The organism is Methylobacterium sp. NFXW15, assembly GCF_049887755.1.
Taxonomy (GTDB): Bacteria; Pseudomonadota; Alphaproteobacteria; order Rhizobiales; family Beijerinckiaceae; genus Methylobacterium.
In genome coordinates, this window is sequence record NZ_JAGEKG010000001.1 from 682,722 (window position 1) to 701,737 (window position 19,016).

Below are 19,016 nucleotides of genomic sequence, written 5' to 3' on the forward strand. Positions count from 1 at the left end.
CACCGAGCTGCCCGCGTTCGCGAACTCCGACTACGCCGCTGGCAACACGATGCGGAAGCGGGTGCCGGCCTGCGTCTCGTCCAGACAGAGGGTCCCGCCGTTCATCTCGACGAGTTCGGCCGCGATGGGCAGGCCGAGGCCGGTGCCGCCCGCCTTCACCGAGCCTTGGAACGGGGCGAACAGGTTGTCCCGCGCCCGGCGCGGCAGGCCCGGCCCGTTATCGGACACGAGGATCGTCACCTTGCCCTCGGGCGCGGTCGACGCGATCACCCTCACCGTCGCATCGTCCGTGCCTGCCCCGTCGAGGGCCTGGACGGCATTCCGCACGAGGTTGGCGAGCGCCCGCGACAATTGCTCGGAATCGGCGATGACCGAGAGCCCGTTCGCGTCGGTGGCGACACGGACGGGCCGCGAGGCCAGAGCCGCCACGTGAGTGAGGTCGGCGAAGAGCGGCGCGAGGGGCGTGGGAGCGAGGCGGGGCTCCGGCTCGATGGCCCGGCCATAGGCCAGCGTGCCTTCGCAGAACCGGATCGCCCGCGCCAGCGTACCGACGAGGAGCGGCGCAATGCGCTGCACCGAGGGGTCGGCAGTGCCCTCCAGCCTGTCGCCCAGCAACTGCGCCCCGGTCAGCAGGTTGCGCAGTTCGTGGCTGATCTTGCTGACCGCAAGACCGAGTTCGGCTAGGCGCCGCTTCTGGCGCAACTGGTCCGCCAGTCCCCGCTGCATTGTCGCCAGGGCAACCTCGGCCTGTCCGATCTCGTCCGTACGGTCGGAGGGGGCGATGATCCGCCCGGCATCCTCCGGCGCGTCCGCGAAGGCGGTGATGTTGGTGGCGAGCCGCCGCACGGGGCGCACGATCAGGATCTGGAGCGTGATGAACACGAGCCCCGCCGCCACCGCCGCGATGATGAGCGAGGAGACCGCGAGGCGCAGGGCGTAGTCGATCATCGCCGTGCGCAGGGGCGCCTCGTCGAGCAGGATCTCCACCCGCGCAAAATTCGCCTTGCCGAGGCCGACCACGCGGATCGGCTCCGTGACCGGCGAGACCAGGGTCCGCCACGCTCCGCGGAGCGCCGTCCAGGTCGAGACCTCCCCGAGATCGACCGTGTCGGCGATCCGCTCCGGCAGGGGCTCGATGGAGAGCAGGCGCTGCGCCCCGCCGCCGCGCACGGCGATGGCACGGGCATTGACGCCGGCCAGAAGGCGGCTCTCCAGATCCTCCGAGACGGGCTCGGCCGTGCGGCCGTCCAGCACCAGGGCCGCGACCTGTGCGGCGGCCAGCCGGTCCTCCATCCATTCGATGCGGTAATTCGCGACGGCGGGGACGAAGGTCAGGATTTCGGCCACCACCACGAAGGCGACGGTGACGAGAAACAGCCGCCCCGACAGGCCGAGCCGACGCGGACGTAAGCCCTCGCCCTGACGCGCAGCCGACGCATCATGGGGCAGTCCGACAAGGCTGTCGGTCTCCGCTTTCACCCTACTCTCGCCCCCCCGGACCCCACGACGCCGAGCGTTGATCCCGTCAGAGGACGGCCGGACGATGGAGCAGCCCATTCGATAGACCCGGCCGAGGCCAGCGTCGAGGGACAGGGATTGCGGGTGGCTTCGAATTCCCTGCACAACGCAGCCGCAGCGTGTGGCGTCAGGCGCGGCGGCGCATCCGGCGGCTGAGGACCAGGGTCACGAGGCCGAACGCTCCGAGCAGGCCCAGACCGACGACCATCTTGGGCGTGACGAGCGCGGCGGGAGAGAGGGCCGCATCGCAGCCGCCCTCGCCCCGCGCGAGGCAGGCCACGCGGGCCGTCTCGTGAGCGGCCACGACGTCCTCGATCCCGGAGCCGGTGGTGGCATAGACCAGGGCGCCGGGCAGGAGGCCGAAGAAGGTAGCCGCGACGAAGGTGCGCAGCTTCACCCCGCAGGCGGCGGGGGCGAGGTTCGTTACCCAGAACGGGAAGAGCGGCAGCACCCGGAAGGTGGCGATGTAGCCGAACGCATCCCGCCGGAAGGCGGCGGCGAACCGGTCCAGGCGGGGGCCACCGAAGCGCTGCAACAGGTCCCGGCCGGGACCGCGCCCGATGGCGAAGACGAGGGAGCCGCCCGTCGTCGCAGCGCAGACGGCGAGCAACGCCCCCGGCACGATGCCGAACAGGAAACCGCAGACCATGGTGAGGAACAAGGTGGCGGGTACGGAGACGATGACCGCGCCGAGATAGACGAGGTAGGCCACCACCAGAGCGCGGACGTAGCCCGCCTCCACGAAGCCCTTCAACCACGCACGGGAGGCGAGCAGCTTGTCCAGGCTGAGGAGATGCGACGCCCCGGAGACGAGCACCGCCACGGAGATGCCGACGAGGAGGATCAGGGGCAGCCAGCGGCGGACCTGCCGCCAGCCGCTCTCCGGTGGCGGCGCCGTGCTCACCCGGCCTTGCGCATCCGCAGGATCTTGAAGAAGCCGCCGGGGAAGGTCGGCTTCAGGCCCTGGACCTCGACGCCGTTGCGCCGTGCCCAGGCCTCGATCCGCGACGCCTTGAAGTCAGACGACCAGCCGATCTTGGTGCAGAGCGGCGCCACGATCTCCTCGACCTTGGCCAGCGCCCCGGCATCCTGACCGAAATGGTTGGCGAGCACGATGCCGCCGCCCGGCCGCACCACCCGCAGGAACTCGGACAGCGCCGCCTCAGGATCCGGCACGAGGGTGATGAGGAACTGCGCCACCACCGCGTCGAAGCTCGCATCGGCGTAGCCGAGGTGGCACACGTCCATCACCTGAAGGCCGCGCACATGCGACAGGCCCTTGCGATGGACCTTGCCGCGGGCACGCTTCAGCATGTCCTCCGACAGGTCGACGCCGCAGACGAAGCTGCCCTTCGGGTAGTAGCCCAGCGCCAGCCCGGTGCCGACGCCCGCTTCGAGGATGCGCGGTCCGTGGACCGAGGCCGCTTCCACCGCCGCCCGCGCGGCGGGCTCGGTGAGCTTGTCGTAGACCACGTCGTAGACGGGGGCCCAGCGGGCATAGGCCTTGCGCATCAGGGCCGTGCTCGGCCCGGCCACCTGCGGCTCACTCAACATGGCTGTGGGATGGTCCTGGATTGGGAGAAGCTAGGCCGCTTCCAGCGGCTTGGCCGAGAACGCATCGACGCGGCGAATGGTGCCGCCGCCGAGCACCCGCGCGCGGGGATCGTCGTCGTCGTAGATGACGCAGGCCTGTCCGGGGGACACGCCATCCTCCGATTCCGCGAGCACGATGTCCGCCCCCTCGGCGTCGAGGGTGAGGAGCGCGGGCCGGGGCGGACGGGTGGAGCGCACCCGCACCGCCACCGGCAGGTCGCGGACGGACTCGCGGTCCCCGTCGCCGAGCCAGTTCAACTCGGTGAGGCGGATACGGCTGGTGGCGAGCGCCGAACGGGGGCCGACCACCACGCGGGCGGTATCCGGCTCCAACCGCACGACGTAGAGCGGCTCACGCCCCGAAAGGCCGAGGCCGCGGCGCTGGCCCACAGTGTAATGCAGGATGCCCTCGTGGCGCCCGAGGGCGCGGCCGGACAGATCCACAATCTCGCCGGGGCGGGCAGCGTCCGGGCGCAGCCGCGCGATCACGTCGCTGTAGCGCCCTTGCGGCACGAAGCAGATGTCCTGGCTGTCCGGCTTCTCCGAGATGGCGAGGCCGAGGTCGCGGGCGAGTGCGCGGGTCTCGTCCTTGCCCAGTTCGCCCAGCGGAAAGCGCAGGAAGGCGAGTTGTTCGGGAGTTGTCGCGTAGAGAAAGTAGCTCTGGTCGCGCGCCGGGTCCTTCGCCCGGTGCAGCGCCCGTCCGCCCCCCGGCAGCGCCCGGCTCGCGACGTAATGGCCGGTGGCCAGCGCATCCGCGCCGAGTTCCTTCGCGAGCCCGAGCAGGTCGCGGAACTTCACGGTGCGGTTGCATTCGACGCAGGGGATCGGGGTCTCGCCCGCGAGGTAGCTCTCGGCGAACTTGTCGATCACCGCGTCGCGGAAGCGGTCCTCGTAATCGAGGACGTAATGGGGGATGCCGAGATGGTCGGCCGCCGCGCGGGCATCGTTGATGTCCTGCCCCGCGCAGCAGGCGCCGCGCCGATGGGTCGCCGCGCCGTGGTCGTAGAGCTGGAGGGTCACGCCGACCACGTCGAACCCCTGCCGCTTGAGCAGCCCAGCGACCACGCTGGAATCCACGCCGCCGGACATGGCGACGACGATGCGCGTCTCGTGGGGAAGGTTCGGAAGATCCAGGGCGTTCATTCGGGGGCAATGTCAGGCGGCCAAGCGCCCGAGGCAGCCGGTCCGCCGGGTGCGTCTATAGCCGCTGCGGGCTCCGCTGAAAACCGCCACCCGGCAGATCCTGCCGCCCGGACGGCAGGTTCCGCCGTCGCAGGCGGGGAGAAGCCGCGGCCTCTCCCAGAAAGATCTTGCGATAACAGTGGCTTAGCAATTCGTGAGGACTGGCTCGGCGCTTGCTCCATGGCTGCCGAGGAGCAGATGCATGGCTTTCGGCGCAACGGACAAGGTGGAGACGACGGCGTGGCGCTCGCAGGACCGTCGCCCGGCCGAAGCATGGCGCGCGGCTGACTCGAAGTCCTCGCGCTTCGATTCCCTGCTCTCCAAGCCGGATCCGGTCGCGCCGCGACGGGTCGAGGACCGGCCGAGGGCCGAGCGGCGTGAGGTCACGCAGGATCGCCCGGCGACCGAAACCCGCGACAAGCCGAAGCCTCGCGCCACAACCGACGACGGACCCCGCGCCGCGCGCGATGCTGGCGATACGACATCCCTTCGGGACAGGGCGCAGGCTAAGGACGACGGCAAAACAAGCGATACGAAGGCCGCCCAGACCCCTTCGGACACCGAGACGACAGCCTCGGCAACGCAAGCCAAGGGCGAAGCCGCGAAGGCGGAGGGCGGCAAGGGCGGAGCGGTCGCAGGCGAGGCCGTGGCCACCCCCGTGCCGACCCCTTTCCTGCCGATCCAGGCCAGCCCGGTTCAAACCGCGCCGACGGCGGCGGACGCCTCCGGGACCGATCCGGCCATCCAGCAGGCCGAGGCCGTCGCGGGCACCGCCGCGAAGGCCGCCGAGGTTCCGCAAGCTGCCGGACCCGGCGGAACGGACGCCGCCAAGGGCAGCTACGAGGGCAAGGCGGGCGCTGAGGCGAAGGAGTTCCTCGCCGTCATGGCCCAGACCGGTCAGGATGCGGGCAAGGCGGACGCCCCGGCACCATCCGCGCCACAGGGCGGCGCCACGCAGGGCGTCGCGCAGGCCACCTCCACGGCGCCCGCAGCGCAGATCCATGCCGCTCAGGCGGCGCCCCCCGCGCCGCCGCCGGTGCCGCTCGGGCAGGTGCCGATGACCATCGGCCTGCGCTCGCTCGCCGGGTCCAGCGAATTCCAGATCAGGCTCGATCCCATCGAACTCGGCCGGATCGACGTGAAGCTCGAGATCGACAAAGCCAAAGGCACGGTGGCGACCCATCTCGTGGTCGATCGCCCCGACACGCTGGCCTTGCTCCAGCGCGATGCGGGCCAGTTGCAGCAGGCCCTGGCCCAGGCCGGGCTCGATTCCAGCGCCAGTGGCATCAACCTGTCCCTGCGCGGCGACGGCGGCGGGACAGCTGGCGGACAGAACGGACAGGCGGGGGGCGACGGCCGTCCGCAGACTCCCTGGGGGGCGGAGGGTGCCGACATCCCGGCCGATGCCGCACCCTACCAGAGGCTGCGCGGCTATGGCGGCCTCGACATTCGCATCTAAGGGCGCGGATCGCGTCCGCACCTCTCATCCGATCCAGGAGACCACCCCATGACCTCGGGCATCGCGAGTCTCGTGAACAGCGGCAACGCGACGACGTCGTCGAGTTCGTCATCGAGCGCGGCGGGCATCGCCAACAACTTCTCGCAGTTCCTGACGCTGCTCACGACGCAGCTCAAGAACCAGAACCCCCTCGACCCGATGGACACCAACCAGTTCACGCAGCAGCTGGTGCAGTTCGCGGGCGTCGAACAGCAATTGAAGTCCAACGACCGGCTCGACAGCATCCTCGCCGCCTCGAAATCGGCGAGCACGGCCTCGGCCACGAGCTACATCGGCAAGACGGTGACCACCGACGGCGTGTCGGCCCAGCTTCAGTCGGGCTCGGCGACCTGGACCCTCGATCCCGCCCGCGCCGCGCCCAAGGCCGCGATCACGATCAGCGATTCGAAAGGCAACGTGGTCGCCACGCAGAACGTCGCCCTCACCGCCGGAAGTCAGGCCTTCACGTGGAACGGCAAGACTTCGGCCGGTCTTACCGCGCCGGCCGGCACCTATAGCATCAAGGTCGCAGCGGTCGACGCGACGGGTTCCAACGTCGCCGTGGATACGAGCGTCTCCGGCACTGTGACGGAAGTCGATCTCAGCGGAGATAGCCCCATGCTGCTGATCGGGACGCAGAAAGTTCCCCTTTCGAGCGTCCAGCAGATCGGGTTGTCCACAAGCAGCTCGTAACGAATCACATCCGAGCGATCCGCTTCACCATCTCTTAGGTGAGCGCAAGTAGCTTCATCCCTCGACGGGTTAGTCGAGTGTAGAGCGTATCATGACAGAACCCCACCGCCCGAGAGTGAAGTACGTGATCGGGCCCGATGGCAGTCCTCTGACGATTGCGGACTTGCCGCCGCCCACCACCCGGCGTTGGGTGATCCGCCGCAAGGCAGAGGTCGTGGCCGCCGTCCGCGGCGGGCTGCTGAGCCTGGAAGAAGCGTGCAAGCGCTACACGCTGACCACCGAAGAATTCCTGAGCTGGCAGTTCTCCATCGACCAGCACGGCCTCGCCGGCCTGCGCACCACGCGCATCCAGCATTACCGGCACTGATCGGGGCGGGATGTGCCCGCCGGTCCCGGCAGCCGCCCGCTTCAACCGTCTGTTCTGCCCAGAGCCGCGCCCGGACATTCTCCGGCGCGGCTTTCACGCGTCCGGCCCTCGAGCGTCGGCATTAACGGGTCGCTAACCACAAACCGGGCAATTTCTGCCGAGTGGTCCCGATCCGGGGCCGCCCGCGTCCCGAGCGTCCCACCCGTGAAGCCGATCATCGATCTCGTTACGAAGCTCGGCCCGGCCCGGCTCGCCGCGATGGCGGCGGTGACGCTGACGCTCATCGGCTTCTTCGCCTTCCTCATCCTGCGCGTGTCGCGGCCCGATATGGGCGTGCTGTTCTCCGACCTGTCGATGCAGGATTCGGCGGCGGTGATCCGCGATCTCGACGCGCGCGGCATCCGCTACGAGACCCGGGGAGAGCTAGGGCAGACCATCATGGCGCCCCGCGCCGATCTGCCGCGCCTGCGCATGGACCTCGCGGGCAAGGGCCTGCCGGCCCAGGGCGGGGTCGGCTACGAGATCTTCGACAAGGGGGACGCGTTCTCCTCCACCAACTTCGTGCAGAACGTGAATCACCTGAGGGCGCTCGAAGGCGAGCTCGCCCGCTCGATTCGGGCGATCGGCCGGGTCCAGGCGGCCCGCGTCCACCTCGTCCTGCCGGAGCGGCGCCTGTTCGAGCGCGACCGCGAGGCACCCTCGGCGGCCATCGTGCTCAAGCTGATGGGCGAACTCGATGCGGGGCAGGTGCGGGCGATCCGCCACCTCGCCGCCTCGGCGGTGGAGGGGCTGCGGCCCGACCGCGTGTCCATCGTGGACGAGCGCGGGCGCCTGCTGGCCGACGGTGCGAAGGGCGCCGATCAGGAGGGCGTCGCCGCCATGGAAGACCGGCAGGTCGGCCTGGAACGGCGCCTGCGCTCGCAGATCGAGGACGTGGTGGCGGGAATCGTCGGCCCCGGCCGGGCGCGGGTCCAGGTCAACGCCGAACTCGACCTCAACCGGATCGAGAGCCGGTCCGAGACCTTCGACCCGGAGAGCCGGGTGGTGCGCTCCAGCCAGACCCGGACCGAATCCTCGCTGACCGGCGGCGCCGAGGGCGCGACCACCGTCGGCAACGAGCTTCCGGGCGCCAATGGCGGCGAGAAGCCGCCGACCCAGAAGGACGCCACCAACAAGAACGAGGAGACGACGAACTACGAGATCTCCCGCGTCACCAAGACCGAGGTGGCCGAGGGCGGCCGGATCAAGCGCCTCTCGGTGGCGGTGGTGGTGGACGGCGTTTACTCCCCCGGCGCGGACGGCAAGCCCGCCTACGCCCCGCGCCAGCCCGCCGAGATCGAGCGTATCGCGGCCCTGGTGCGCAGCGCCGTGGGCTTCGACAAGGCGCGCGGCGACCAGATCGAGGTGGTGAACCTGCGCTTCGCCGAAGGGCCCGCGGGCCCGGCGCAGTTCGACGAGCCGGGGCTGATCCAATCGCTGCTCGCGCCCTCCAAGGAGGACGTGATGCGCATGGGCGAGCTCGGCGTGCTCGCCCTCCTGACCCTCATCGTCCTGCTGACCGTGGTCCGTCCGCTGGTGCGGCAGGTGCTGGCTCCGTCCGCCGACGCGGCCGACGCGAAGGCGCCGACGATGATCGAAGGCCTGCCGCCCGGCGCGACGATCACGCTCGCGGGCAATGGCGGGGGCACGGTGACGGTGGTGGATCGCGACAGCCCCACCGCGCGGCTGATGGAATTCGCCAAGATCAACGGCCAGGTGCAGGCCGAGACGGTGCAACGGGTGGTGGACATGGTGCGTGCGAGCCCGACCGAGACGGTCGAGGTGCTCCGCTCCTGGATCCACGAAGACTGAGCGGGAGCTGAAGACAGGCCATGGCGGCAGGAATAGGCCTTCCGGACAACGGCGGCGGCAACAGCGGCGCGGAACTCGTCCAGCTCGACGGGCCGCAGCGTGCCGCAGCGCTGTTGCTGATGCTCGGAGACGAGGAGGGCGCGCCCATCTGGCAGGCGCTCGAAGAGGAGGAGGTCAAGAGGGTCTCCGCCGCCATGGTGCAGCTGGGTGCCCTCGAAGCGCGGACGGTCGAGAAGCTCATCATCGAGTTCGTCACGAAGCTCGGCAACAGCGGCGGCATCTCCTCGAACTTCGAGCGGACCGAGGCGCTGCTCCTCAAGATCTTCCCGAGCGATCAGGTCTCCCTGATCATGGCGGAGATCAAGGGCGCGTCGGGCAAGCGGGTCTGGGCCTCCATCGCCCAGGTCGATCCCGAGATCCTGGCTTCCTTCCTGCGCAACGAATACCCGCAGACCGTCGCGGTGGTGTTGTCGCGGGTGCGGGCGGATTACGCCGCCAAGGTGCTGACGATCCTGCCCGAGGAATTCGCGATCGACGTGCTGAACCGCATGCTGCGCATGGAGACGGTGCAGAAGGAGGCCCTGCGCCATATCGAGGAGACGCTGCGCGTCGAGTTCGTCTCGACCATCGCCCAGACCCAGCGGCGCGACGCGCACGAGATGATGGCCGACGTGTTCAACGCCTTCGACCGGCAGACGGAAGGCCGCTTCCTCGCCGCCCTCGATCAGGCGAATCGCGGTTCGGCCAAGCGCATCCGCGACCTCATGTTCACCTTCGAGGATCTGCTGAAGCTCGATCCGGCCAGCGTCCAGACCCTGCTGCGTAAGGTCGAAGCGGAAACCCTGGTCCGGGCCCTGAAGGGCGCCAACGAGCGCACCCGCGCCTTCTTCCTGGCCCAGATGTCGACCCGCGCCGCCAAGAACCTGACGGACGAGATGCAGGCTCTCGGCCCCGTGCGCCTCAAGGAGGTCGATGAGGCACAGGCCAAGATGACCGAAACGGCCAAGGACCTCGCCGAGAAGGGCGAGATCATGATCGCCAAGAACAGCGCCGAGGAGGAGCTGGTCTATTGAGCCCCGCCCGCCGGACGACCCCCTTCCTGTTCGACACCGATTTCCGCCGCCCGCAGCCGAGCGCCGAGGCAGCGCGCGCCGCCGAGGACGCGGCCCAGGCCGAGCAGGCCGGGTTCGCGCGCGGCGTGCAGGAGGGCCGCCTTCAGGCCGAGGCCCAGATGCAGGCGCGTCTCGCCGATGCGATGACGCGCCTCGCCCTCTCCGCCTCGGGGCTGCTGGCCGCCTCGGACGCGCGGGACGCCGAGCGCGAGGCGCAGGCCGTCGAACTCGCCATCATGATCGCCCGCAAGGTGGCGGGCGACGCCCTCGACGCGCAGCCGCTCGCCGGGATCGGAGAGGCCGCGCGCAACGCCCTGCAACACCTGCGCGGGGTGCCCCATCTCGTCGTGCGCGTCCACGACAGCCTCGTGGAGGATGCCGAGGCGCTGGTGAAGCGCCTTGCCCGCGAGCGCGGCTACGAGGGCCGCCTCGTGGTGCTGGGCGACCCCGAGACCGTGCCGGGCGATGCCCGGATCGAATGGGCCGATGGCGGCGTCGTGCGCGAGCGCGCCCGCATCGAGGCCGCCGTCGCCGAGGCCCTCGGCCTCGCATCCCTCAGCTAGCGGGTCAGTGCCATGAGCGACGATTTCAACCTGCCCCAGCTCGGCGAGACCGATTCCGACTTCGCCCCCGAATCGATCCGCGACGCGCCGACCACGCCCAAGAGCGCCGCCGACCTCGAACAGCTGTTCGACGTGCCGGTGATGGTCTCGGCCGTTCTTGGCGCGGCGCGGATGCCGATCGGCGACCTGCTGCGGCTCGGTCCCGGCACGGTGCTGGAACTCGACCGCAAGGTCGGCGAAGCCATCGATGTCTACGTCAACAACCGCTTGGTCGCGCGCGGCGAGGTGGTCCTCGTCGAGGACCGCCTGGGCGTGACGATGACCGAAATCGTCAAGGGTGAATGAACCGGGGTGTCCAGAGGGCTGAGCCCTCTGGCGGGTGCAGGGCAGCGCCCTGCGATCCCAGGGGCTTCGCCCCTGGACCCCACTAAGGGACTCGTCCCTTGGGATCCCCATTTTTGACCATGTGAGAGGACCGGGACCATGCGGCTGCTGATGATCGGGCGGCTCAACGGCGAGTTGATCACCGCGTCCAAGATCGCGATGTCGCGCGGCGCGTCCGTAACCCAGGCGGACGGCGTGCCTCAAGGCCTCACCGTCCTGCGGGCCAAGGGCGCCGATCTCGTCATGGTCGATGTCGGCCAGCCGATCGCGGGGCTGATCGGCGCGCTGGAGGCCGAGCGGATCCGCACGCCGGTCGTCGCCTGCGGGGTCTCCGCCAATGCCGACGCGGCGGTGGCGGCGATCCGGGCGGGCGCGCGGGAATACATTCCCCTGCCCCCCGACCCCGAGATGATCGCGGCGGTGCTGGAGGCGGTGGCCGCCGACCGCAGCCCCTTCGTCTGGCGCGACCAGGCCATGGAGCGCGTGGTGCGCCTCGCCGAGCAGGTGGCCCGCGCCGAGGCCTCCGTGCTCATCACCGGCGAGAGCGGCACCGGCAAGGAGGTGCTCGCCCGCTACCTGCACGCCAAGTCGAACCGTTCGGCCAAGCCCTTCGTCTCGGTGAACTGCGCCGCGATCCCCGAGGCGTTGCTCGAATCGGAGCTGTTCGGCCACGAGAAGGGCGCCTTCACCGGCGCCGTCGCCCGGCGCATCGGCCGGTTCGAGGAGGCCAATGGCGGCACGCTGCTCCTCGACGAGATTTCTGAAATGGATGTGCGGTTGCAGGCCAAGCTGCTGCGCGCCCTTCAGGAGCGGGTGATCGACCGCGTCGGCGGCACCGCGCCGGTCAAGGTCGATATCCGCGTGCTCGCCACCTCGAACCGCAACCTCGCGGAGGAGGTTCGCAAGGGCACCTTCCGCGAGGATTTGCTCTACCGGTTGAACGTGGTGTCCCTGCGCCTTCCGCCGCTGCGCGAGCGGCCCGGCGACATCCTGGAACTCGCGGCGCATTTCGCCCGCCGCTACGCCGAGTCCAACGGGCTGCCCGCCCGGCCGCTCTCGGCGCAGGCGCAATCGCTGATGCTGAAGAACCCGTGGCGCGGCAACGTCCGCGAGTTGGAGAACACCCTCCACCGGGCCGTGCTGCTCGCCACCGGTCCCGAGATCGGCCCCGAAGCGCTGCTGACGCCCGACGGCGACATCCTCTCGCCGGAGGGCCCGGCGGCCCGGGCGGCCCAGGCCGCCGAGGTGGTGACGCGGGGGCTCGTGGGGCGCACCGTGGCCCAGGTCGAATGCGACCTGATCCTCGACACCCTCGACCATTGCCTCGGCAACCGCACCCATGCCGCCAAGATCCTCGGGATCTCGATCCGGACCCTGCGCAACAAGCTCAACGAGTACGTCGCCGCCGGCCTCGATGTCGCCGAACCCGGCAGCGCGCGGGTGAGCGCGGCGATGGGGTGAGCGGCCGAGCCCACCCCTCAGAAATGGCTGAACGAACCCGCCGCGAAGACGTGGCGCGTGCCGTCGGCCAGGGCGAAGGCCGGGGGGGCTTCGCCTGCGGTCACCGTGCCGATCGGGGTCACCGGAATGCCCGTCCTCGTAGCATCCGACAGGAACGCGTCGAGGGCGTCCGGCGGCACCGCGCAGAGGATCTCGTAATCGTCGCCTCCCGTCAGGATCGGAGCGATCAGACCGGGATCCGCGCCGAGCGCGGCGGCGGCGGCGGCTGAGAGCGGCACGGAGGGCACGTCGATCAGGGCGCTGCGGCCCCCGCCGAGCATCTTGGCGAGATCACCCGCGAGGCCATCGGACACATCCATCGCGGCCCGCGCGAAGCGGCGCAGGAGCGGCGCCAGCGCCAGGCGCGGGCGCGGATGCAGGTAGCGGTCGGCGAGATGCGCGCGCATCGGCCCGTCGAGCACGGCAGCCCAGGCCGGATCCCGTCGCAGGAGCAGGCCGAGGGCGCCATCGCCCACCGTGCCGCTGACGCAGAGCCGGTCGCCGATGCGCGCCTCGGTCCGCCGAACGATCGTTCCCGAGGGAAGCTCTCCGAAGGCGGTGACGCCGATCAGCGCCGGCCCTCCGGACCGCACCGTATCGCCCCCCAGCAGCGCGCAGCCCGAAGCGGAGGCGGCCTCGCCGAGGCCCTGTGTGAAGGCGGCAAGCCACGCCTCGGTCCAGTCGTCGGGCAGGGCCAGGGTCAGCAGGAAGCCACGCGGCACCGCGCCCTTCGCGGCGATGTCCGACAGGTTCACCCCCAAGGCCTTGCGGGCGATGGAAGCGGGAGGATCGTCGGGGAAGTAATGGACGCCCGCCACCACCGCATCTGCCGTGAGGACGAGGTCGTGGCCCGGTGAGGGCGTGAAGGTGGCGGCGTCGTCGCGCATCCCGTCCGCGCCGGGACCGGCGAGGGGGGCGAAGTAGCGGGCGATCAGCCCGTCCTCGGTCGGGCGCGGCGCCCCGCCCGTCACCCTCAGCCCCGCTTCGGGCCGGGCTTGCCGGTTTCCGCGCGCTCGGCCACCTCCGCCGGGCGGACCTGACGGGCGACCCGGTCGAGCACCGCGTTCACGAGGCCCGGCTCGTCGGCGCTGTAGAAGCTGTGCGTGACGTCGACATATTGCGAGATCGCCGCCCGTGCGGGCACGTCCGGGCGGAACATCAGCTCATAGGCGCCCGCGCGCAGGATCGCCCGGAGCACGGTCTCGATCCGCCGCAGGGGCCAGCCCTCGCTCAGCGCGTTGTCGAGTTGCGGATCGATGGCGCGCTGCTCGTCCACGACGCCGCGCAGCAGATCGCGAAAGAAGGCCGGCTCGGCGGGGGGATGGGCGATCCCATCGATCTCCCGGCCGATCCAGTGAGCCTCGAACTCGGCCAGCGCGTCGAGGACGCCCTTGCCGGAAATGTCCATGTCGTAGAGCGCCTGCACCACGGCGAGCCGGGCGCCGCTGCGCGGGTTGATCGCGGGGGATTTTTCCTCCGGCGCGGTCTGACCGTCCTGGGTGGTCTGGCCTTCGGCCATGCGGTTCTCCGTCATCGCGTCGCCGCCCGTTTGATCGCCAGCACCGCGAGGGCCGCCTCGGCCGCGCCGCCGCCCTTGTCCATCTCGGAGACGCGGGCGCGGGCCCAGGCCTGCTCCTCGTTCTCCACGGTGAGGATGCCATTGCCGAGCGGGATGTGACGCTCCACCGACAGGTCCATCAGGGCGCGGGCGCTCTCCCCCGCGACGATGTCGTAATGACCGGTCTCGCCACGGATCACGCAGCCCAGCGTCACCACGGCGTCGTAAGCGCCGGTCTCGAACAGGATCGCCACGGCGGCGGGAATCTCGAGCGCGCCGGGCACGGTGACCACTTCGGCCACCGCATCGGCCGCCTCGATGGCGGCGCGGGCGCCCTTCAGCAACTCGTCGGCGAGGCCATCGTAGTAGCGGGCCTCGACGACGAGGATACGGGCTCCCGCGACGCTCGGGTCGGCAGGGCGGCGCGCCGCATCGGCGCGGGATTGGGCGACCATGGCTCTCGTCCGGCCGGAGGGAAAAGGATGGCGGGGGTTAGACCGAAGCGGGCGCCGCCACAAGCGGGGCCATGTGCCAAAGTCATGGTTTACGGCGTGAGGGGGGCCAGCGGCCGCGCCGCTCCCTCCGGCAGGGCGGTGCGGGCGACGTTCATCGTCATGGCCAGGAGCGCATAATAGCCATTGATGCCGGTGAGATCGATCGCGCCCTGCTCCCCGAAGCGGGCCACGACGGCCGCGTAGGTCGTATCGCTCACCGCCTTGAAGCGCTGAAGCTCCATCGAGAACTCGTAGGCGAGCGTCTCGTCTTCGCTCATCGTGGCCGGGCGGCGGCCCTCGGCAAGGGCCTGCGCGGTCTCGGGCGCGACGCCGGCCTTCAAGGCGATGGGATGGTGGATGTGCCACTCCACCTGCTGGCTCCACTCCCGCGCGACGATCAGGATCGTGAACTCGCTGATCCGCAGGGGCAGCACGCTGTTGTAGCGGAGGTAGAGCCCCATCCGGCTCGCGCACTGCATCATGTCCGGGCTGCGCAGCAACGGCGTGAACGGCCCGAAGACCGGCACGCCGCGCTCAGCCAGGAACGTCTCGGCGGCGGCCTTCTGGGCGTCGGTCAGGGCTTCGGCCGAGAGTTCCGGCATGCGGTCGGTCGTCATCCTCGCCCTTTCCGTCATTGCGAACGCAGTGAAGCAATCCAGAGACACGCCACCTCCGCGAACGGCCCGCTGCCCTGGGTCGCTTCGCTACGCTCGCGATGACGGCGTGACGGTCTTACCCCCGCGCGTCCGAAAAATGCCGTGCCAGCACGGCGCGCACTTGGGCCACCATATCCATCTCCGCGCAGGAGAATTGCGCCGGGCGGGCGGCCTTCCATTCGGCGTTGCTGGCGATGCCCTCGGCGGCGCGGGCGCCCTCGATCAGGTCCTTGATCTGAACTTCGCCCGCCAGACGCTCGTTCGAGCCCTGGATGATCGCCACCGGAGCCTTGCGGCGGTCGGCGTACTTCATCTGGGCTTTCATGCCGGCGGTGCCGAGATAGAGCTCGGCCTTGATGCCGTCCGCCCGCAGGGCCGCCACGAGGCGCTGGTAATCGGCCATGTTCTCCCGGTCGAGGACGAGGACCACCACGGGGCCGGGCGCCTCGGCGCCCTTGAGCAGCGGACTCTTCACGAGTTGGAGGGCCGAGAACAGCCGCGACACGCCGATGGAGAAGCCGGTCGCTGGAACGGGCTCCGCGCGGAACCGCCCGACGAGCCCGTCATAGCGCCCGCCGCCCGCCACCGAACCGAAGCGCACCACCTGCCCGTCCTCGTTGGTGACGGGGAAAGTCAGCTCGGCCTCGTAGACCGGGCCGGTATAGTATTCGAGGCCACGCACCACGCTCGGATCGGCGCGGATCACGTCGTGGCCGTAGCCTGCCGCGCCGCAGAGGCGCATCATCGCGTGCAATTCGGCGATGCCCTCGCGGCCGGTCTCGGAATCGCCGACCGCCGCGTGCCAGCCCTCGAAGAACGCCTCCCAGAAGGCCACCCGATCGGCGCCTTCGCCCGGATCGGCCTGGAGCGACACGTAGGCCAGGATGCGCTCGGCCGCCTCCGGCGCGAGGCCCGCGCCCTTGGTGTAGTCGCCGCTCTCGTCCTTGCGGCCCGCGCCGAGCAGATCGCGCACACCGTCGACGCCGAGGCGGTCGAGCTTGTCGATGGCGCGCAGGACGGTGAGGCGCTGGGCGGCCTTGTCCGTCCCGGCGAGGCCGGCGGCCTCCATCACGCCATCGAGCACCTTGCGGTTGTTGACCTTCACCACGAACTGCCCGGCGAGGCCGAGACGGTTCAAGGTATCGGCCATCAGCATGCAGATCTCGGCATCGCCCGCCACCGTCGGCGCGCCGACGATATCGGCGTCGAACTGCATGAACTGGCGGAAGCGGCCCGGCCCCGGCTTCTCGTTGCGGAAGACGTAGCCGTTGCGGAAGCTGCGATAGGGCTTGGGCAGCGAATCGAAATTCTCGGCCACGAAGCGCGCCAGCGGCGCGGTCAGGTCGTAGCGGAGCGACAGCCACGCCTCGTCATCGTCTTGGAACGAGAAGACGCCTGCATTCGGCCGGTCGAGATCGGGCAGGAACTTGCCGAGCGCCTCGGTGTATTCGACGAAGGGCGTCTCCAGCGCCTCGAAGCCGTAGAGCTCGAAGCTGGTGCGGATCGTTTCCAGCATCCGCGCCTGCGCGGCGATCTCGCCCGCGCGCCGGTCGACGAAGCCCCGCGGCAGGCGGGGCTTGAGGGTGTCGGCCCTGCTCTCGGCCTTGGACATGGCTGTGATCGTTCGCTTCCTGCGGCGCCGCCGAGGCACCTCTCGCGCCGGGCTCTAGCGCAGGCGGTCGGGAAGCGGCAAGCGCCGCAGCTCAGCCAAGCGCCGCAGCTCAGCCAAGCGCCGCGGCTCAGTAGGGAGCGTTGAGCTGGATCCACATCACCACGGCGAGGCTGATCACCGCGATCGGCATCTGGATCGGCCGCAGGCGGGCATGGGCCAGGGGCACGGCACCGCTGCGCGCCTCCAGCGGGTCGAGCACCGCCACGAGCGCGTAGCCGAGAATCAGCATGGACAGGCCGAACACGATCTTACCGGTCACCACCGTGATCAGGCTGCCGAGGCCGAGCCCGTAAAGGACGAGCATCGTCACCATCTGCGACAGGCGCGGGCCGCCCTCGGTGCGGAAGCTGACGCCCCGGTGGACGCCCGCCAGGAAACACAGGATCGAGGCAGAGTAGAGAAGGGTGACGAGGATCACGAGATAGTCGAGGGGCTGTCCCTGGAGATACCACGCGGCGGCGGCGCCCACGGCGATCGGCACCATCGGGCCGAAGCCGAACACGAGGTCGAGCCAGGGAATCCGGCGTGACTCGTGGGCGACGATCGTACGGCCGGTGGTGTCTTCGAGCATCGGAACGCGTCTTTCCAGTTCCCGCCCCTCTGCGGTGGCGGGCCGCGCGGTGACTTCGCTGCGGCGCGGTGAACGGGAGGGGGAACGGGCCGGCGCCGGGCCGGTTCCGAATCTCCACGCCGCGCATCTCTCCTCGCGATCGCGCGCGATGTCCAATAGGCCCTTGAGCCCCCGCGCGAAACGGGCTATGCAGGCTCTGCCCTCCTCACAAGGTCTGCGCCGCAGCGCGCCCGTGAGCCCGCAGGGTCCTGCCAAGACGGTTCGCCAAAGTCGATGTACGGGCTACACGCCGCGGTGCGGCCCGCCCTCCGGCGCCCCTCCCCGGGCGTTTGGCGCGAAACCGACCTCCCTGTCCCGTCCCTTCGTCGGTCCAAGACATTCCATGACGCCAGACTCCGACGCCCTGACCGATCTCGAGACCGTTGAACCGGCCGAGACCACCGTCGCAGCCCTCGCCGGCATGCGCGAAGTGAAGCTCTCCGAGCTGAAGGCCAAGACGCCGACCGAACTCACCGCCTTCGCCGAAGAGGTCGAGGTCGAGAACGCGTCGACCATGCGCAAGCAGGAGTTGATGTTCGCCATCCTGAAGCAGCTCGCTTCCAAGGATGTCGAGATCATCGGCGCCGGCACGGTCGAGGTGCTGCAGGACGGCTTCGGCTTCCTGCGCTCCAGTGATTCGAACTACCTGCCGGGGCCGGACGACATCTACATCTCGCCGACCCAGATCCGCCGCTTCGGCCTGCGGACCGGCGACACCGTCGAGGGGCCGATTCGCGGACCCAAGGACGGCGAGCGCTACTTCGCGCTGCTCAAGGTCAACACGATCAATTTCGAGAACCCCGAGAAGATCAAGCACAAGGTCCATTTCGACAATCTGACGCCGCTCTTCCCCACGAAGCGGTTCAAGCTCGAACTGGACAACCCGATCAAGAAGGACTTCTCACCCCGCATCATCGACATCGTGGCCCCGATCGGTAAGGGCCAGCGCGCCCTGATCGTGGCGCCGCCGCGCACGGGTAAGACCGTGTTGATGCAGAACATCGCGCAGTCGATCACCCTCAACCACCCCGAGTGCTACCTCATCGTGCTGCTCATCGACGAGCGCCCGGAGGAAGTGACCGACATGCAGCGCTCGGTGAAGGGCGAGGTCATCGCCTCCACCTTCGACGAGCCGGCGACCCGCCACGTGCAGGTCGCGGAGATGGTGATCGAGAAGGCCAAGCGCCTCGTGGAGCATGGCCGCGACGTGGTCATCCTGCTCGATTCGATCACCCGACTCGGCCGCGCCTACAACACGGTGGTGCCGTCCTCCGGCAAGGTGCTGACCGGTGGTGTGGATGCCAACGCCCTGCAGCGGCCGAAGCGCTTCTTCGGCGCGGCTCGCAACATCGAAGAGGGCGGCTCGCTGTCCATCATCGCCACCGCGTTGATCGACACCGGCTCGCGCATGGACGAGGTGATCTTCGAAGAGTTCAAGGGCACCGGCAACTCAGAAATCATCCTCGACCGTAAGGTTTCCGACAAAAGAATCTTCCCCGCGATCGACATCACCCGCTCGGGTACCCGCAAGGAAGAACTTCTCGTTCCGCCGGATTCTCTCAAGAAGACTTATGTGCTCCGCCGTATCCTCAACCCGATGGGCGTGACCGACGCGATCGAATTCTTGCTGGATAAGCTGCGCCAGACAAAAACGAACACTGATTTCTTCGATTCGATGAATACCTAAATTTGATGTGAAGCTTGGCTTGGGCCGCTTGTCTGGCGCGCGGGACCCGCTAAATACCCATCATATGCTGCGGCCCTC

Annotated in this window: 19 protein-coding genes; 9 read left to right on the forward strand and 10 right to left on the reverse strand. The window is 69.6% G+C overall.

From position 1 onward, the window contains the following. Window positions 1-30: 30 nt before the first annotated feature. From J4O73_RS03265 to mnmA, 4 genes are all read right to left on the reverse strand, one after another. Window positions 31-1,479, reverse strand: a complete 1,449-nt coding sequence (locus J4O73_RS03265) for a sensor histidine kinase (RefSeq protein WP_426214512.1) — start codon at window positions 1,477-1,479, stop codon at window positions 31-33. Window positions 1,480-1,645: 166 nt separating this feature from the next. Beyond that, window positions 1,646-2,422, reverse strand: coding sequence for a TVP38/TMEM64 family protein (locus tag J4O73_RS03270; protein WP_426214514.1), 777 nt, complete (start codon window positions 2,420-2,422; stop codon window positions 1,646-1,648). After that, window positions 2,419-3,072 (reverse strand): class I SAM-dependent methyltransferase, encoded by a 654-nt coding sequence (locus J4O73_RS03275; RefSeq protein WP_378968277.1) that lies wholly within the window; start codon window positions 3,070-3,072, stop codon window positions 2,419-2,421. Before J4O73_RS03275 ends, J4O73_RS03270 begins: the two co-directional genes overlap by 4 nt. 30 nt (window positions 3,073-3,102) lie before the next feature. After that, window positions 3,103-4,254, reverse strand: coding sequence for a tRNA 2-thiouridine(34) synthase MnmA (gene mnmA, locus J4O73_RS03280; protein ID WP_426214517.1), 1,152 nt, complete (start codon window positions 4,252-4,254; stop codon window positions 3,103-3,105). Between the two features lie 241 nt (window positions 4,255-4,495). On the opposite strand from mnmA, the gene J4O73_RS03285 reads away from it, so the two are divergent. The 8 genes from J4O73_RS03285 to J4O73_RS03320 all read left to right on the forward strand — a co-directional run bounded on the left by J4O73_RS03285 (window position 4,496) and on the right by J4O73_RS03320 (window position 12,222). Further along, window positions 4,496-5,752, forward strand: a complete 1,257-nt coding sequence (locus J4O73_RS03285) for a flagellar hook-length control protein FliK (protein ID WP_426214519.1) — start codon at window positions 4,496-4,498, stop codon at window positions 5,750-5,752. A gap of 48 nt (window positions 5,753-5,800) precedes the next feature. Continuing rightward, a complete protein-coding gene (locus J4O73_RS03290) occupies window positions 5,801-6,484 on the forward strand; it encodes a flagellar hook assembly protein FlgD (protein ID WP_426214520.1) in 684 nt (227 codons plus the stop codon). Between the two features lie 91 nt (window positions 6,485-6,575). Then, window positions 6,576-6,851 carry a DUF1153 domain-containing protein gene (locus J4O73_RS03295; RefSeq protein ID WP_238204121.1) on the forward strand — a complete coding sequence of 92 codons (276 nt, stop codon included), beginning with the start codon at window positions 6,576-6,578 and terminating at the stop codon, window positions 6,849-6,851. A gap of 204 nt (window positions 6,852-7,055) precedes the next feature. Next, a complete protein-coding gene (fliF, locus tag J4O73_RS03300; RefSeq protein WP_426214522.1) occupies window positions 7,056-8,702 on the forward strand; it encodes a flagellar basal-body MS-ring/collar protein FliF in 1,647 nt (548 codons plus the stop codon). A 20-nt stretch (window positions 8,703-8,722) separates the two neighbouring features. Beyond that, window positions 8,723-9,775 (forward strand): flagellar motor switch protein FliG, encoded by a 1,053-nt coding sequence (locus J4O73_RS03305; protein WP_426214524.1) that lies wholly within the window; start codon window positions 8,723-8,725, stop codon window positions 9,773-9,775. Next, window positions 9,772-10,377, forward strand: a complete 606-nt coding sequence (locus tag J4O73_RS03310) for a FliH/SctL family protein (RefSeq protein ID WP_426214526.1) — start codon at window positions 9,772-9,774, stop codon at window positions 10,375-10,377. Before J4O73_RS03305 ends, J4O73_RS03310 begins: the two co-directional genes overlap by 4 nt. A gap of 12 nt (window positions 10,378-10,389) precedes the next feature. Further along, complete coding sequence (fliN, locus tag J4O73_RS03315) at window positions 10,390-10,722, forward strand: flagellar motor switch protein FliN (RefSeq protein ID WP_426214528.1); 333 nt, start codon at window positions 10,390-10,392, stop codon at window positions 10,720-10,722. 138 nt (window positions 10,723-10,860) lie between these two features. After that, window positions 10,861-12,222: a sigma-54 interaction domain-containing protein gene (locus tag J4O73_RS03320; RefSeq protein WP_426214530.1), complete on the forward strand. Its 1,362-nt coding sequence runs from the start codon at window positions 10,861-10,863 to the stop codon at window positions 12,220-12,222. Window positions 12,223-12,239: 17 nt separating this feature from the next. On the opposite strand, the gene thiL is transcribed toward J4O73_RS03320, so the two are convergent. The 6 genes from thiL to J4O73_RS03350 all read right to left on the reverse strand — a co-directional run bounded on the left by thiL (window position 12,240) and on the right by J4O73_RS03350 (window position 17,212). Further along, entirely contained in the window at window positions 12,240-13,238 is a 999-nt protein-coding gene (gene thiL / locus J4O73_RS03325; RefSeq protein ID WP_426214902.1) for a thiamine-phosphate kinase, read from the reverse strand. After that, window positions 13,235-13,780 (reverse strand): transcription antitermination factor NusB, encoded by a 546-nt coding sequence (gene nusB, locus J4O73_RS03330; protein WP_426214532.1) that lies wholly within the window; start codon window positions 13,778-13,780, stop codon window positions 13,235-13,237. Before nusB ends, thiL begins: the two co-directional genes overlap by 4 nt. 11 nt (window positions 13,781-13,791) lie before the next feature. Then, window positions 13,792-14,274, reverse strand: coding sequence for a 6,7-dimethyl-8-ribityllumazine synthase (gene ribH, locus J4O73_RS03335; RefSeq protein ID WP_426214533.1), 483 nt, complete (start codon window positions 14,272-14,274; stop codon window positions 13,792-13,794). Window positions 14,275-14,363: 89 nt separating this feature from the next. Then, entirely contained in the window at window positions 14,364-14,930 is a 567-nt protein-coding gene (locus tag J4O73_RS03340) for a carboxymuconolactone decarboxylase family protein (protein WP_426214534.1), read from the reverse strand. Window positions 14,931-15,045: 115 nt separating this feature from the next. Next, window positions 15,046-16,581, reverse strand: a complete 1,536-nt coding sequence (hisS, locus tag J4O73_RS03345; protein ID WP_426214536.1) for a histidine--tRNA ligase — start codon at window positions 16,579-16,581, stop codon at window positions 15,046-15,048. A gap of 127 nt (window positions 16,582-16,708) precedes the next feature. Beyond that, the gene (locus J4O73_RS03350) at window positions 16,709-17,212 is read right to left on the reverse strand and encodes a DUF3429 domain-containing protein (protein ID WP_426214538.1); all 504 of its coding nucleotides are present in this window, start codon (window positions 17,210-17,212) and stop codon (window positions 16,709-16,711) included. 382 nt (window positions 17,213-17,594) lie between these two features. Here J4O73_RS03350 and rho point away from each other — a divergent pair, with 382 nt between their 5' ends. Further along, window positions 17,595-18,938: a transcription termination factor Rho gene (rho, locus tag J4O73_RS03355; protein WP_426214540.1), complete on the forward strand. Its 1,344-nt coding sequence runs from the start codon at window positions 17,595-17,597 to the stop codon at window positions 18,936-18,938. The last annotated feature ends 78 nt before the right edge of the window (window positions 18,939-19,016 follow it).

What these genes read in the sequence shown, in the direction of transcription:
- J4O73_RS03295 (WP_238204121.1), top strand. Translation starts at nt 6,576, where the DNA reads ATGACAGAACCCCACCGCCCGAGAGTGAAGTACGTGATCGGGCCCGAT.
- J4O73_RS03275 (WP_378968277.1), bottom strand. Translation starts at nt 3,072, where the DNA reads ATGTTGAGTGAGCCGCAGGTGGCCGGGCCGAGCACGGCCCTGATGCGC.
- J4O73_RS03285 (WP_426214519.1), top strand. Translation starts at nt 4,496, where the DNA reads ATGGCTTTCGGCGCAACGGACAAGGTGGAGACGACGGCGTGGCGCTCG.
- fliN (WP_426214528.1), top strand. Translation starts at nt 10,390, where the DNA reads ATGAGCGACGATTTCAACCTGCCCCAGCTCGGCGAGACCGATTCCGAC.
- J4O73_RS03340 (WP_426214534.1), bottom strand. Translation starts at nt 14,930, where the DNA reads ATGACGACCGACCGCATGCCGGAACTCTCGGCCGAAGCCCTGACCGAC.
- mnmA (WP_426214517.1), bottom strand. Translation starts at nt 4,254, where the DNA reads ATGAACGCCCTGGATCTTCCGAACCTTCCCCACGAGACGCGCATCGTC.
- J4O73_RS03290 (WP_426214520.1), top strand. Translation starts at nt 5,801, where the DNA reads ATGACCTCGGGCATCGCGAGTCTCGTGAACAGCGGCAACGCGACGACG.
- J4O73_RS03350 (WP_426214538.1), bottom strand. Translation starts at nt 17,212, where the DNA reads ATGCTCGAAGACACCACCGGCCGTACGATCGTCGCCCACGAGTCACGC.
- J4O73_RS03320 (WP_426214530.1), top strand. Translation starts at nt 10,861, where the DNA reads ATGCGGCTGCTGATGATCGGGCGGCTCAACGGCGAGTTGATCACCGCG.
- rho (WP_426214540.1), top strand. Translation starts at nt 17,595, where the DNA reads ATGACGCCAGACTCCGACGCCCTGACCGATCTCGAGACCGTTGAACCG.
- J4O73_RS03305 (WP_426214524.1), top strand. Translation starts at nt 8,723, where the DNA reads ATGGCGGCAGGAATAGGCCTTCCGGACAACGGCGGCGGCAACAGCGGC.
- ribH (WP_426214533.1), bottom strand. Translation starts at nt 14,274, where the DNA reads ATGGTCGCCCAATCCCGCGCCGATGCGGCGCGCCGCCCTGCCGACCCG.
- nusB (WP_426214532.1), bottom strand. Translation starts at nt 13,780, where the DNA reads ATGGCCGAAGGCCAGACCACCCAGGACGGTCAGACCGCGCCGGAGGAA.
- hisS (WP_426214536.1), bottom strand. Translation starts at nt 16,581, where the DNA reads ATGTCCAAGGCCGAGAGCAGGGCCGACACCCTCAAGCCCCGCCTGCCG.